Origin of the sequence: Mesorhizobium sp. XAP4, from assembly GCF_029269325.1 — a bacterium.
GTDB classification, from domain to species: Bacteria; Pseudomonadota; Alphaproteobacteria; order Rhizobiales; family Rhizobiaceae; genus Mesorhizobium; species Mesorhizobium ciceri.
Genome location: NZ_JARIXW010000001.1, coordinates 1,707,527 through 1,722,419, shown reverse-complemented (window position 1 = coordinate 1,722,419; position 14,893 = coordinate 1,707,527). Strand labels below are relative to the sequence as shown.

Annotated in this window: 10 protein-coding genes and 1 pseudogene; 8 read left to right on the top strand and 3 right to left on the bottom strand. The window is 60.2% G+C overall.

Annotation, left to right across the window (positions count from 1 at the left end; genetic code table 11):
• Positions 1 to 26 precede the first annotated feature (26 nt).
• Positions 27 to 1,583, top strand: coding sequence for an antiviral reverse transcriptase Drt5 (gene drt5, locus P3C39_RS08665; protein WP_275953120.1), 1,557 nt, complete (start codon positions 27 to 29; stop codon positions 1,581 to 1,583).
• A 17-nt stretch (positions 1,584 to 1,600) separates the two neighbouring features.
• Here drt5 and P3C39_RS08660 read toward each other — a convergent pair whose 3' ends face one another.
• Positions 1,601 to 1,945, bottom strand: coding sequence for a helix-turn-helix transcriptional regulator (locus tag P3C39_RS08660; protein ID WP_275953119.1), 345 nt, complete (start codon positions 1,943 to 1,945; stop codon positions 1,601 to 1,603).
• Between the two features lie 154 nt (positions 1,946 to 2,099).
• Here P3C39_RS08660 and P3C39_RS08655 point away from each other — a divergent pair, with 154 nt between their 5' ends.
• The 7 genes and pseudogenes from P3C39_RS08655 (at position 2,100) to gltX (ending at position 11,175) form a co-directional block, all read left to right on the top strand.
• Entirely contained in the window at positions 2,100 to 3,071 is a 972-nt protein-coding gene (locus tag P3C39_RS08655) for a hypothetical protein (protein WP_275953118.1), read from the top strand.
• Positions 3,072 to 3,177: 106 nt separating this feature from the next.
• Positions 3,178 to 3,720: pseudogene (locus P3C39_RS08650) on the top strand (DNA-3-methyladenine glycosylase I); the annotation flags it as partial.
• 150 nt (positions 3,721 to 3,870) lie between these two features.
• Positions 3,871 to 5,547, top strand: coding sequence for an NAD+ synthase (locus P3C39_RS08645; protein WP_275953117.1), 1,677 nt, complete (start codon positions 3,871 to 3,873; stop codon positions 5,545 to 5,547).
• Positions 5,548 to 5,583: 36 nt separating this feature from the next.
• The gene (locus tag P3C39_RS08640) at positions 5,584 to 5,994 is read left to right on the top strand and encodes a GNAT family N-acetyltransferase (protein ID WP_275953116.1); all 411 of its coding nucleotides are present in this window, start codon (positions 5,584 to 5,586) and stop codon (positions 5,992 to 5,994) included.
• A gap of 380 nt (positions 5,995 to 6,374) precedes the next feature.
• Positions 6,375 to 8,180 (top strand): ABC transporter ATP-binding protein, encoded by a 1,806-nt coding sequence (locus P3C39_RS08635; RefSeq protein ID WP_275953115.1) that lies wholly within the window; start codon positions 6,375 to 6,377, stop codon positions 8,178 to 8,180.
• A gap of 260 nt (positions 8,181 to 8,440) precedes the next feature.
• Positions 8,441 to 9,616, top strand: coding sequence for a hypothetical protein (locus tag P3C39_RS08630; protein ID WP_275953114.1), 1,176 nt, complete (start codon positions 8,441 to 8,443; stop codon positions 9,614 to 9,616).
• A 185-nt stretch (positions 9,617 to 9,801) separates the two neighbouring features.
• A complete protein-coding gene (gene gltX / locus P3C39_RS08625) occupies positions 9,802 to 11,175 on the top strand; it encodes a glutamate--tRNA ligase (protein ID WP_275953113.1) in 1,374 nt (457 codons plus the stop codon).
• Here the strand turns inward: gltX and P3C39_RS08620 are convergent.
• Both P3C39_RS08620 and P3C39_RS08615 read right to left on the bottom strand, forming a co-directional pair.
• Complete coding sequence (locus P3C39_RS08620) at positions 11,093 to 12,307, bottom strand: DUF2865 domain-containing protein (RefSeq protein WP_275953112.1); 1,215 nt, start codon at positions 12,305 to 12,307, stop codon at positions 11,093 to 11,095. The genes gltX and P3C39_RS08620 overlap by 83 nt on opposite strands.
• An 88-nt stretch (positions 12,308 to 12,395) precedes the next feature.
• Positions 12,396 to 14,720 carry an NADP-dependent malic enzyme gene (locus P3C39_RS08615; RefSeq protein ID WP_275953111.1) on the bottom strand — a complete coding sequence of 775 codons (2,325 nt, stop codon included), beginning with the start codon at positions 14,718 to 14,720 and terminating at the stop codon, positions 12,396 to 12,398.
• Between the last annotated feature and the right edge of the window lie 173 nt (positions 14,721 to 14,893).

Here is a 14,893-nt window from a genome sequence, read left to right as displayed (position 1 = left end):
TACCATGATGATGGGGTAATCGGGTAATGAGCGCTGAGCAGACTCCATCGGACCTCCCTCGTCGGCCATGGCGTCGAACAATTGCAAATGCACGTGCCTTCTTTTTGAATGACTATGGGCAAACGCTCTTTCCGTTGAAAACCAATCGCTTTTTAGCGGAGCATGGTTTCGAACGATTGCTGGAATTTGGACTCTCGGCTGCTGCCGCTGAGAGCCAGGAATCACAGGCGTTCCTGCCGCAGCGGAGCGTATCGGCTCTAAAGGCCGGCTGGCATCAGCGTAGGACGGTGAAGTTGGACCCGGTGGCCGAGGTATTCGTCTATGATTTTATGTTCAGAAACCGCAACTTGATAAGAGGTGCAATTTCAAAGAAACGAGAGTGTTACGGCTACACCTTCAGGGAGGGAATTCCCTTCAGCCCTACGCTTTCGTATCGGGGATTCAAAGGGGCAAAAAGTGAATATGCCAGCACCTATCGGCACAGCCTATCGTTCGATATCGCCTCATATTTCAATTCGATCTATCATCACGATCTAACCGAGTGGGCCGAAGATCGCAGATTTTCTGCGGAAGACGTGGTGCTGTTCGGAAGGTTTTTGAGAGAAACAAAATCCGGCAGGAGTATTGATTGCTTGCCACAAGGTCTATTCCCGACGAAAATGATCGGGAATGACTTTTTAAAGTTTATAGATAATTCGGCAAGGCTTTCGTCGCCGCAACTGATCCGTTTCATGGATGATATAGTCATCTTCGGCGACAACAGGCAGGACATCGTGGCTGATTTCTACCTCATTCAGGACTTGCTTGGCCAGCGAGGTCTATCTATCAACTCTGCCAAAACAAAGACGTCTGAAGAGGAGCAGGACGTTGCAAGTGCCGTTGATGAGGTCAAGCAGGGGCTATTGAGAAAGCGACGCTCCGTCATTTCAAGGGATTATTCGCAAGGTGATGTCGAGGAAGCCGGCGATATCCACGACGTCGTGCGCAACCTTACAAAGAAGGAGGTTGCACGCCTCAAGGCGATGTTGAATGAGCCGCATTTGGAGGAGGAAGACGCAGAGCTTATCCTGACCCTGATGGGCGAAAACTCGGCCGACGTGTTAGGCCGGTTTGATGACCTCCTTGAGGATTTTCCTAACCTTTCCAAAAGCCTACATTCTTTTTGCCGCCACATAGTTGACCGAGAGGCTTTAGCCGAAACGATACTACAATACATCTCAAGGCCCGCTTTCGTGCCCGAATATCAACTTTTTTGGATCGGTATGATTCTGGATGACTATCTGCTCAGGACTAAAAAGGCAGGTGAAATAATCAGAAAACTTATCGCACATCCGCAATCAACCACGATCACAATCGCAAAAATCCTTGAAATCCCCACGTCGGATTTTGGGCTCCCGGAGTTTCGGATAGAGCATTTGCGGGAAGGGAAGTCAGATTGGCTTGCTTGGTCGGCAGCAGTGGGAAGCCGAGTTGCGCCAAAAGGCACAAGAAATCAGATGCTAAAGTACTATAAAAACGCCTCGCCGATTAACGCTGTTATAGCTGATATCGTGTCGTCGTTCGACGGAAGCGTATTTGATTAAAGCGAGTCCGGTTCTTGTTACAATGCCGATTGGCCTCTTTTTGCCAAGGCCTTTAGTTGCTCGATAGCGACCTTCAAATCGCTGTCAGTTAGACCTGAGAGTATCACGCCGGCTTGAATTTCGAGCATGGCTCGTTGCTCCGATTGAGCCATATCGCCTTCCTGAAAGAACACTCTTACGGGCACATCCAGGGCCTTGCCGAGGCGCACAAGGGTCTCGAAATTTGGCCAATAGAGCCCCCTTTCCCACTGGGAGACGGCATCCACCGACCGGTCTGTTCGGAGCGCTAAATCCTCTTGTGTAAGCTGCCGCAAGTTGCGGAGTTCTCTCAGAATCGTGCCGAAGTTTTTGGTCGCTGACATAGGGCAGCATTGCGCTGCCAGCTTCACGCCGTGAACCGAACAACATCCGGTGAAAACCCACTAAAGACGTAATAAGTTACGGAATATTCGTTGAAAATCCGAGCGCCCTTGGCTATTGAGTCAGATGGCGACGGATGGGTTTGGGGTAACAGAAATGAGCGCAGAAATTGCCGATGAATTAAGTCGTCTCTCTTCTCTCCGGGAGAGGGGGATTATCTCCGCAAAAGGATACGAGAGTACCAAGTCGCAGCTCGTTGGCGGCAAGCACCTCAGGATCGCCGAGGAAATCGAAAAGCTCTATGTGCTGCTGTCAGCCAAAACTCTGACCAAAAAGGAATTCGAGAAGGCAGTGTCGGCTTTGATGTTTCCTTCGAACGATGCGGGTGCTCGGGCACCCGAAGGCAAATTTGGCAAGAAATTTCTGGTCAGGCTCGTGGTTGGGGTTGGGGGGCTGTATCTGCTGCACCTCGCCATCAACCTCAATGATGGGTCGACCAAATTTGCGGCTGAGACCCAGACTGCCACCGGCACAGGCGAAGGAACCAACAACGCAAGCGCCCAGTCCAACCCTGTCCAGAACGCTCAATCTGATCCGATCATTCCTGATCAAGAAGCGAGGTTCGTCGCAATCAACGGCGAATTTCGGCAGAGATACAAGGGGTCACAAAACGACCTGCTGAAATCCACGCTTGTACAGGAGAGGGGTAAAAAGCTCGAAGCGTTCAGCCAAGACGGTTCAGTCTCGAACTGGGTAGGGAAGGTGTCCAAAGTTGATCGGGTGAGTGGCCGTTGGGCGTCGCTTTCCGTTGAGATCGGCGACGAAGTTAGAATTGGTTCGGGAGGCCTATTGGATAATCCGGATTCGATGGTGAGCGGAATTCTAAACCAGACCGCAGAAACACTTGGGTCGTCGGAAAGAACCGAGCCTGAGGACGGAAGCTTCATAACCGCTGACTCGAGCTTGTATCAAACTCTGTTGGGTTTAGAGGTCGGCCAAACGATTGTTTTCTCGGGGCATTTTTACCCATCGGATGTCAGCGGGCTTGCGGACTCCAATCTGCTGGAAGAGTCCTCAATGGTGAGTCCGCTCTATAAATTCAAGTTTGATTCTGTCGTGGCGAGATAGGTGACACTAAATCCCGCTGCCGCAGCGGGTAGCTGAGAAGGCGTCCTGCGGCCCGTCGCACAGCGTCCATCGTGGCGCAAGATCATGTTTAATTGACTCATTGGTAGTCATCGAGCAGAAATGGCCTGGCTTCGAGGAGGCGTTTCTGCGCTTCGAGCCGAAGCGGCTGTTGTTCCAGCCCGATGATTTCTGGCACGATCTGACGGCCGACCAGCGCATCGTACGCAACCCGCAGAAGATCAAATCCGTTCGCGACAATGCTGCCTTTGTCGAGCGTGTGTCGAAGGAATATGGCGGTTTCGGCAAATTCCTTGCGGAATGGCCCGATGATGACCAGGTCGGGCTGATGGCCTGGCTCGGCAAGCATGGCAGCCGGCTGGGCGGCAACACGGGCCAGTATTTCCTGCGCTGGCTGGGGTGGGATGCGTTCGTCATCTCGGGCGATATGGCCGCGGCGTTGCGCGACGCCGGCCTCGACATCGCCGAAAGCCCGACTTCGAGGAAGGATTTGGACAAGATCCAGAGGCAAATCAATCAATGGGCAGCGGAGACGCATCTGCCGCGCCGCCATATTTCACGCATCCTGGCGATGTCGATCGGCGAGAACCATTCGCCGCAAGCGCTGCGCGAATATATGGGCGACGACTGAAACGTGGTCGCTTGCCACGATCGGCATTCGTCGATCGGTCAACACGATCGAATCGATCGGTCCGGACACGAATGACATTCGTCATTTGCTCCGAATTGGTCCAAACGAACGCCATTGCCCGAGCAATTTTGCCGCGCTAAGTCAGCAGGCATGACCAAGAAGCTCGACATCCTGCGCATCGCCGTCGCCCAGCTCAATCCGACTGTCGGCGACATATCAGGCAATCTCGCCAAAGCCCGCGAGGCGAGGGCGGATGCCGCACGTCAGGGCGCCGATCTCGTGCTCTATACCGAGCTTTTCCTCGCCGGCTACCCGCCGGAGGATCTGGTGCTGAAGCCGGCCTTTTTGAAAGCCTGCGAAAAGGCGGCACAGGACTTTGCCGCCGACACCGCGGATGGCGGTCCCGGCGTCATCATCGGCACGCCGTTGAAGCGCAAGAGCGGCACGCACAATTCGATCATCTTCGCCGACGGCGGCAAGATCATCGCCGAACGCTACAAGCTCGATCTGCCGAACTACGGCGAGTTCGACGAGAAGCGCGTCTTCCAGGCCGGACCCGAGATCCAGGGGCCGGTCAATTTCCGCGGCGTGCGCATCGGAATTCCGATCTGCGAGGACATCTGGGGCGATGTCGATATCTGCGAGACGCTGGCCGAAAGCGGGGCGGAAATCCTGCTGGTGCCGAACGGCTCACCCTATTATCGCGCCAAGATCGATGTCCGCCACCAGGTCGTCATCCGCCAGGTCATCGAATGTGGGCTGCCGATGATCTATGCCAACCAGCTCGGCGGCCAGGACGAGCTGATCTTCGACGGCGCTTCGTTTGCCATTGGCGCCGACAAGACACTTGCCTTCCAGATGAGCCAGTTCGAGGAAGCGGTCGACGTCACCACCTGGAAGAGACAAGGCGATCACTGGGTCTGCTCGGAAGGGCCGATGTCGAAAATCCCGGACCGGGAGGAGGCTGACTATCGCGCCTGCATGCTGGGCCTGCGCGACTACGTCAACAAGAACGGCTTCAAGAACGTCGTGCTTGGTCTGTCCGGCGGCATCGATTCGGCGATCTGCGCGGCGCTGGCCGTCGATGCGCTCGGCGAGGAACGGCTGCGCGCGGTGATGATGCCCTACCACTATACCTCGAAGGATTCGCTCAAAGATGCCGAGGATTGCGCCCGCGCTCTCGGCTGCCGCTATGACATTGTGCCCATCTTCGAGCCGGTCGAGGGCTTCCTGCACGCACTGACGCAGATGTTCGAAGGCACCAAGGAAGGTATCACCGAGGAGAATTTGCAGAGCCGCGCACGCGGCACCATCCTGATGGCGATCTCCAACAAGTTCGGCTCGATGGTCGTCACCACCGGCAACAAGAGCGAGATGTCGGTCGGTTATGCCACGCTCTATGGCGACATGAATGGCGGCTTCAATCCGATCAAGGACCTCTACAAGATGCAGGTCTACGCGCTGTCGCGCTGGCGCAACAGCCACGTGCCGCCGGGTGCGCTGGGCCCCTCGGGCGAGGTGATCCCGAAAAACATCATCGACAAGGCACCGTCGGCGGAATTGCGCGAGAACCAGACCGATCAGGATTCGCTGCCGCCCTATCCGGTGCTGGACGATATCCTCGAATGCCTGGTCGAGAATGAGATGGGTGTCGACGACATCGTCGCGCGCGGCCATGACCGGGCGACGGTGACGCGCATCGAGCACCTGCTCTACATCGCAGAATACAAGCGACGGCAGGCGGCGCCAGGCGTGAAGATCACGAAAAAGAATTTTGGCCGCGACCGCCGCTACCCCATCACCAATCGTTTCAGGGATCGCAGCTAGGTACCGAAAGCGCACGCGGCGCGGCCGGAGACAACCATGCCCGATTGTGAGATCAGCTTCGACATATCACGGATCGATTTCCGTGCGACATCGGACCTGTTGATGGCAAGCTATTGGGGCGCCGGACGCACTGACGAAGTCCATCGCCGCGCCTTTGCCAATTCGCTTTGCGTCGGCGCCTATGTCGATGGCAGGCAAGTCGGCTTTGGCCGGGCGATCACCGACCGCACCGTATTCGCCTATCTCGCCGATCTCATCATCTGGCCGGAGAATCGCGGGCAGGGCATAGGAAGCCGGCTCGTCCAGGCCCTGATCGATCATCCGGAGGTCAGGACCGTTTTCCATTGGAGCCTGTCGACCAGCGATGCCCATGGCATGTATGAAAAGCTCGGGTTCAAGCCATCGACCGATGGCCGCTACATGCGCTTGGATCGCGTTCCTGAATGAGGCGCGGCTTGCCCGCCATTGTTGCAAAATAATCGCAGTGGTTGGACCAGATACGCTTTTGGCGTCAGCCCGTCTTGGCGGTGCATCGGAGCGTCTCTATAAGAACCGCTCCGCAATTGTCTTGCGGGAGGTCCGAATGGCAGTATTTCACATGGTAATGCGAGGCCGCGAAGCCTAGGTCTCATCCGGCGCTCCGCGAAGGTTTGCCCTTCGTGCCGATGCCGAATCGAGCACAGGCTTTTGCCGATGCCGGTCGCCGCCCGATTATGGGCGAGACGCCAAATATGCCACTCCGCTTTCCGGGCACTCATTGGCCCCCTGCGCGGCTTCTTCAATTTTCGACCTACTGGGATCGGGCTCGTTTGTGCCCGAATGACATCATGGCTCGTTTCAAGATCGATTTGCGCGCGAGCGCCTTTCGCAGCGTTCTCGGCTTCACGCTCACCCATTGGCGGCGCCAGCCGTGGCGGCTTTCGCTCATCATGGCCAGCTTCCTGCTGTCGACGCTGGCCGATGTGCTGACGCCGCTCTATTCCGGCCGGCTGGTCGACGCCGTCGCCAGCAGCGCCGGCGCCGACGCGATTGCCTGGAATGGCGCGCTGACGGCGTTCTCGATGTTGATGGCGCTGGCGCTGGCCGGCGTCGTGTTGCGCAACCTGGCGTTCATGGGCATCGTCGAGCTGACCTTGAAGATGATGGCCGACATCGCCGCCGATGCTTTCCATCGCGTTCAGCGCTTTTCCACCGACTGGCATGCCAACAGCTTTGCCGGCTCGACCGTCCGCAAGGTGACGCGCGGCATGTGGGCGCTCGACCTGCTCAACGACACCATCCTCATCGCGTTGCTGCCGTCGATCGTCATGCTGGTCGGGTCGACGTTGCTGCTCGGCTGGTTCTGGCCGTTGATGGGTGCGGTCGTTGCTGCCGGTTCGGTGCTGTTCATCACGGTGACGGCGCTGCTGTCACTTGGCTATGTCGCGCCGGCGGCAAGGCTCGCCAACACCTGGGATACCCGCCTCGGCGGCTCGCTGGCCGACGCGGTCAGCTGCAACGCCGTGGTCAAGGGCTTTGGCGCCGAGGAGCGCGAAGAACGCCGCCTGGCCGAGGTCGTCGCCAAATGGCGTGCGCGTACACGGCGCACCTGGGTGCGCGGCACCATCAACGGCACCACGCAAGGAGTGCTGCTGCTGGTCATGCGCGCTGCGGTGATCGGCCTGGCGCTGATGCTGTGGTCCTGGGGGCAGGCGAGCGCCGGCGACGTTGCGTTCGTGCTGACCTCGCTCTTTGTGCTGCAGGGCTATCTCAGGGACATCGGCACGCATATCCGCAACCTGCAGCGCTCCATCAACGATATGGAAGAGCTGGTCGATTTCCAGTCCGAACCGCTCGGCATCGAGGACCGGCCAGGTGCCAAGCCGATCCGGATCACCGAAGGACGGATCAGCTTCGACAACGTCACCTTTCACTATGGCCATCACCGATCCGCGCTTTACCGCGACTTTTCGGTCGATATCGCGCCGGGTGAGCGCGTCGGGCTGGTCGGCCATTCGGGGTCGGGCAAGACGACCTTCGTCAAGCTTATCCAGCGGCTCTATGACGTGAACGCGGGGAAAATCCTGGTCGACGGTCAGGACATCTCGCAGGTAGCGCAAGCCTCGCTGCGCGGGCAGATCGCCATCGTTCAGCAGGAACCGATCCTGTTCCACCGGTCGCTGGCCGAAAACATCGCCTATGCCAGGCCGAGTGCGTCGCAGGAGGAGATCGAGCATGCCGCGAAGCTGGCGAGTGCGCATGACTTCATCACCAACCTGCCAAAGGGCTACGCTACACTGGTCGGCGAACGCGGCGTGAAACTGTCGGGTGGCGAGCGTCAGCGCGTGGCGATCGCGCGCGCCTTCCTTGCCGATGCGCGCATCCTGATCCTCGACGAGGCGACATCGAGCCTCGATTCGGAATCGGAGGTGCTGATCCAGCAGGCGATGGAGCGGCTGATGGTCGGCCGCACCACGCTGGTCATCGCGCACCGGCTTTCGACAGTGCGGGCGCTCGACAGGCTGCTGGTCTTCGATCGCGGCAACATCGTCGAGGAAGGCTCGCATGACGAACTGATCCGGCTGAAAGGCGGCATCTACCGTCGCCTGTTCGAACGCCAGGCGCTCGAACTGACCAAGGGACTTGTCAGCTGACCTGAGGCGGCCTCCAGCTTCGGCCGGAGGCCGCCTCTGTCAGGCACGGTCAGCCCAGCGGGCTGGAGCAGGAGATGCGATCGCAGGGAGGCAGTCGACCCGTCGATCAGCGCCGTGATGCTGGCCGACTTGATTTGCCTGTGAAGTCCTGTCCGGATAGTAAGTCTAGGGACCTCTGTTCATCATATTGACCGAGATACGTTGTTTCTACCATTGGTTGATATATATCCGATGGAGGCAACCCACGGACGTTCTTCACGATGCATCTTTCTGCGAATGCCGAGGAAAAGTTGGCTGCGCCGTCAGTGCTGGAATCTCAGCATGGCTCGGTTCGGCCGCTTGCTGCCGAAGATCTCGAGCGCGTCGCCGCACTCTTCCTGACGAAGTTTCGCCGGCGGCACCGTCACCTCCTCGATCGCGCTATCGCCGAAACGGCCGCGTATATGAGAGAGATTTATCTCGACCCTGCCGGCCACTCCGGTGAAAGCAACGCTCTTGTCCAGATCAACCGGCAGGGCCGCCTGGGTGGGTTCCTCGGCGTTTTGAAAGCCCGCTACGAGCTCAATGGTGCGCCATTGAATGCGGCGATCATCGGGCCGCTCATGGCCGACCCCGGCACCGATGACGGCTCGGCCGGACCGCAATTGCTGCGGGCATTGCATCAAGGCGAATTCGATCTGCAGCTGACCGATTCGGCCAACCGGACATCCTTGGCCTTCGCGCGCCCGATGAAGTATCAACTCCTGCCGGTGCATTGTCTGGGATGGACATATGTCTTCCGGCCGGCGGGAATGGCCGCCGCCGCACTGCACCGTAAATGGCCCGGCCTGCCTCACCTTGTACTCGACCCCTTTGCGCGAGCATTCGATGCTCTTGCGAAAAGAAGGTTCGAGCCCCCCGTCCAGCATTCATCGTCGCATCGCACCCACCGTGAGCCGATCAATGCCGTGCAATTTGCCGAGGAACTGCCGACCCTCCTGTCTGGTTACGCTCTTCGGCCGAGTTGGAAGGATGGGGAGTTGCCACGGCTGCTTGCGCTGGCGGCCGAGAAGCGGGCCGACGGCCCCCTTCATTTCGGTGGGATCTACGACGAAACGGGCAAAATGCTCGGTTGTTATGCCTTCTATGGTCAAGCCGGCGACATGGCGAACCTGTTGCAAATCCAGGCATTCGGATCGCATTGGGGCGCGACGCTGGATGCGCTTGTCGCCGCCGCATGGGAGATGGGCTGCGTGGGCATCACCGGGCAGACGCAGACCAGATTCATATCCCAACTCTTTGGCTACAAGAATGTCTTCTTCCGCTATGCCGGGGGAACGATGGTCCGCTCGCGGATCGCCGAGGTCACGGAAGCGGTCCGCTCCGGCGACATCTTTATCGGTGGATTGGTGGGCGACCGCTGGACCCGCCTCAGTTCCGATGATTTCGGCCGCTGATCGCCTTCAACCGGTGGTCGGCCCCAGCGGCTGGCAGGGCTCGGTTACAAAGGCCGCCTGCGGACTGGGTGCCTCCTGAGGCGTCCAACGCCCGGTCTTTTCATTCCAGCCGCCATGTTCTATGTCTGCCGGGCAGCGCGGGGGCGCGTCTTGTCAATCGTAAAAGCATCCGGTACGCCCCGCTCATGACAGTTACCGTTCGTTTCGCCCCTTCGCCGACCGGCCGCATCCATATCGGCAATGCGCGCACGGCTCTGTTCAACTGGCTGTTCGCCGTGAACAACAAGGGTCGCTTCATCCAGCGCTTCGACGACACCGACATTGCGCGCTCGAAGCAGGAGTTTTCCGACGCCATCCTATACGACCTGCATTGGTTGGGCATTTTTCCCGACGCCACCGAGTACCAGTCGCGGCGCTTCGAAGTCTATGACGCGGCGGTCGAGAGGCTGAAGGCGGCAGGCGTTCTCTATGCCTGCTACGAAACGCCGGAGGAGCTGGATCTCAGGCGCAAGGTGCGCCGCACGCGCGGTCTGCCGCCCGTCTATGGCCGCGAGGCGTTGACCCTTACGCACGAACAGATCGCCGAATACCAGACCGATGGCCGCCGGCCGCACTGGCGTTTTCTCCTGCCCAATTTCTCAGACGATCCACAACAGCCGGAACGCACTGAAATCCACTGGAACGACTTGGTGCGCGGTGAGGAAACCGTCGATCTGGCCTCGCTTTCCGATCCGGTCCTGGTGCGCGAGGACGGCACCTATCTCTATACGCTGCCTTCCGTGGTCGACGACATCGAGATGGGCGTCAGCCATGTCATCCGCGGCGACGACCATGTCACCAACACCGGCGTGCAGATCGCCCTGTTCCAGGCACTGGCTGCCACGCCGCCAGTGTTCGGCCACCACAATCTCCTGACCACCGCATCGGGCGAGGGCTTGTCGAAGCGCACCGGCGCGCTCTCCATCGAAAGCCTGCGCGAGGACGGCATCGAGCCGATGGCCGTCGCATCATTGGCCGTCCTGGTAGGCACTTCGGAGAATGTCGCAGCGATGCCGACGATGGGCGAACTCGCCGAACGCTTCGATCCGGCGGCGACATCGAAATCCGCGGCCAAGTTCGATCCGGACGAGCTGTTCGTGCTCAACCGGTCGCTGCTGCACCACATGCCGTTCAGCGAGGCACAAGACCGTCTGATCGTGCTCGGCGTCTCCGGCGAGCAGGCCGAACCGTTCTGGCTGGCGGTGCGCGGCAATCTCGACAGGGTGGCCGATGCGGTCAACTGGTGGCGCATCCTGCGCGAAGGACCGCAGGAGAAGCCGGAATTTTCCGATGACGACCGCGACTTTCTTCGACAGGCATTCGACCTGCTGCCGGAGGAACCCTGGACCGCGACGATCTGGAAGGACTGGACGGGCAAGATCAGGGAAGCGACCGGCCGCAAGGGCAAGGCGTTGTTCATGCCGCTCAGGACAGCCCTTACCGGACTGCCTTCGGGGCCGGAGCTTGCAGATCTATTGCCGCTGATGGGTCGGGAAGGAACGTTGGCCCGACGACCCTGACCTTGCGCTGTTCCGGCGGCAGCGCGGACACGGGCGACGTCACCGGCCTGGCGGAAAGCCGCTTGATCGCCTCGCGGTCGAGCCCACCTTCCAGATTGGCCAGCGTTTCGGGATCGGCGCCCGGATCAGGTTTTGCAACCGGGACTGGAATGAATGATGACGCGTCTGTCTCTGGCTGCGATTGCACCGGATTCGGCGGATTGCCGGCAATGATCTGGAAACCCTGCGCAGCGGCGTTGCAGCCGCAAGCCGGCGGCCGCGACATGCCGGGCCGCTTGTAGAGATAGGCGGTCGGCAATTCGCTGTAAGGCCGGCCGGTGACAGATGACGTCATCGACGCCGAATCGTCGTCCATGCCGCGCGAATAGAAAACCTGCATCTCGGTTCCGGGGCAGCTCGATTCGCAATTCTTCTGGTCGCGTTCGAAATCGCCTGCCGAGGCCGAGTTCGACATAGGGAAAAAGTAGCCGTCGCAGGTGCGCACACAGGACGTGTGGAATTCGCCACCGACGCTCGGAAAATCCGGTACGCCGGGCTGGTTGAGCACACGGCGGACATTGCGCTCCTCGCTGGGATTGTCGGGCTGGTTGGGTTCATCAAGCATATCAAGCTGCTTGCTGTTGCCGCCGAAGAGCTGATCGAACAGGTTTGCGCTGCCGCCGTCGCGGTTCGCTTCCTGCAAAGGCGCACGCCGAGGCGCAACGGTGTCGTCGCGGCAGCCATTGGCGTCGAGCGCCGCCAGGATGCGTCCGCGATCGCGGCGAGAGCCACCGCCAGCCAGCCGCTCGCGCTTGTTTTGCAAGGCGTCGAGATTGGCATTCATGCGGTCGATGGTGGCGTTGAGCCCGGCGCATTGATTGAGGTTGCGGCCAAACAGCGAAAAACCGCACCCGGCCTGGCTCGCCTGGCTGCGAGCCTTCGAAATCTGCTCATGCTGCCTGGCAATCGCGGAATCGTATTTCCGGACTAGCGCCGGACCGCCACCGCCGCCGCGCGAGGACGCGGCAAGATCGGCTTCCAACTGGCGGCAGACCCGCGAAGCAGCCTGTGGCTCGGCTACTCCCCAGGTTGCGGACAACAGCAGGCCAAGCAGCACGGCAGCATGCGCCTGCTTCCACCCTCCGCTTGCCATCCGCCCAAACTCCGCCTTCCAAATCGGCTGTTAGCCCCGCAAGGCTACCGTGTTCGCGGTTAACTGCAGTTTACCGCGAAATCCGTGTTCAGCCCAGATTGACGACCGCTTGTGCCTTGTGGGCGGCTTCGACCACGGCAAGCGCCGTCATGTTGACGACGCCGCGCGAGGTGACAGACGGCGTCAATATATGCGCCGGCATGTCGGTGCCGAGCAGGATCGGCCCGACATGCAGCGCATCCGTCATGGTTCTGAGCGCCGTCAGCGTGATGTTGGCCGAATCGAGGTTGGGGAACACCAGCAAATTGGCTTCGCCCTTCAGTCTCGAATGGGGATAGACGCGCTGGCGCAGGTGCTCCGACAGAGCAGTGTCCGCATGCATCTCGCCATCGCATTCAAGGTCAGGCGCGATGCGCGCCAGGATCGCCGCTGCTTGCCGCATCTTCAGGGCGCTGGGCGAATCGCGCGAGCCGAAATCGGAATGCGACAAGAGTGCTGCCTTCGGCTCGATGCCGAAGCGCTGGATTTCTTCCGCCGCCAGCACCGTCATCTCGGCGATTTCTTCCGCCGTCGGGTCGACGGAGACGTGGGTGTCGGTCAGAAAGATGATGCCGCGCTGCGAGATCAGCATTGAAAGCGTCGACAGGTCGTGGTCCTTGATGCCGGCGCGGGGGCCGATGATCAAGGTGACGTTGCGCAGATGCCGCTCGAACCGACCTTCGAGGCCGCAGACCATGGCGTCGGCATCGCCGCGTTTCAGCGCAAGTGCTGCGATCACCGTGTTGTCGGTGCGCACCATGGTGCGCGCGGCCTCCGTCGTCACGCCACGCCGGCCGGCGTGTTCGATCAAAAGGTCGACATAGTGGCGGTAGCGCGGATCGTCTTCCGGGTTGATGAGGCCGAAATCGACGCCGGGCTTGATGCGCAGGCCGTAGCGCTTCAGGCGCACTTCGATGACGTGCGGGCGGCCGATCAGGATCGGCTCGGCGATGCCTTCTTCGAGCACCACCTGGGCAGCGCGCAGCACGCGCTCATCCTCGCCGTCGGCATAGATGACGCGCTTGGCGCTCGATGCCTTGGCGGACGAGAACACCGGCTTCATCACCAGGCCGGAGCGGAAGACGAAGCGGTTCAGCTTGTCGATATAGGCGGCAAAGTCGGTGATCGGCCGCGTCGCGACGCCGGTGTCGCAGGCTGCCTTGGCGACCGCGGGCGCTATGCGCAGGATCAGGCGCGGATCGAAGGGCGAAGGGATCAGGAATTCAGGGCCGAAGATCGGCGTCTCGCCGGAATAGGCGCGGGCAGCGACGTCCGAAGGTTCCTCGCGTGCGAGCGCTGCGATTGCCCGCACCGCCGCCATCTTCATCTCCTCATTGATGGCGCTGGCGCCGCAGTCGAGCGCACCGCGAAAAATGTAAGGAAAACACAGTACGTTGTTGACCTGATTGGGAAAATCGGACCGGCCGGTGCAGATCATCGCATCCGGGCGCGCTGCACGCGCTATTTCCGGCATGATCTCCGGATTGGGGTTGGCCAGCGCCAGGATCAGCGGCTTCGGCGCCATGTGCTGGAGCAGTTCCGGCTTCAGTACGCCTGCCGCCGACAGGCCGAGGAAGACGTCGGCGCCCGATATGACGTCGGCCAGCGTGCGCGCCTCGGTGTCCTTCACATAGGGGTCTTTCCAGCGATCCATCTCATCGGTGCGGCCCTTGTAGGCAACGCCGAAACGGTCGGTGACCCAGATGTTTTCGACCTTGGCGCCGAGCGAGACCAGCAGGTTGAGGCAGGCAAGGGCGGCAGCCCCGGCGCCGGAGGTGACGATCTTGATGTCCGATATGGTCTTGCCGGCGAACTCCAGCCCGTTGAGCACGGCGGCAGCGACGATGATGGCGGTGCCGTGCTGGTCGTCGTGGAACACCGGTATGCCCATGCGCGCCTTCAGCTGTTCCTCGACCTCGAAGCATTCCGGCGCCTTGATGTCCTCGAGATTGATGCCGCCGAAGGTCGGCTCGAGCGCCGAGATCGTCTCGACCATGCGCTCGATACCGGGCGCGTCGATCTCTATGTCGAAGACATCGATGCCGGCGAACTTCTTGAACAGGACGGCCTTGCCTTCCATGACCGGTTTGGAGGCCAGCGGGCCGATATTGCCGAGGCCGAGCACGGCCGATCCGTTTGTGACGACACCGACCAGATTGGCGCGTGCGGTGTAGTCGGCGGCGGTCGCCGGATCGTCGCGGATTTCCAGGCAGGGGGCGGCGACGCCGGGGGAATAGGCGAGCGCGAGGTCGCGCTGATTGCCGAGCGGCTTGGTCGCCTGTATCTCGAGCTTTCCCGGCCTTGGGTGCTTGTGGAAGTAGAGGGCGGCTTCGTCGAGGTCCGAACGTGCCGTCTTTTTGCTCTCGCCTTCCATGCGGCCACTCCCTCGAAATCTGGCTGGAGATTCCCTTTTAGCATGCAGCCGTGGCTTTTCGCGACGCTAATTGACGCGCCGGCGGCAATACCCGGCGGCGCGTAGAAAACCTTTAACAATCAAATACTTATGACGATTTCCTGACGGACGGCTCCGACCGTTTCACGGATAAG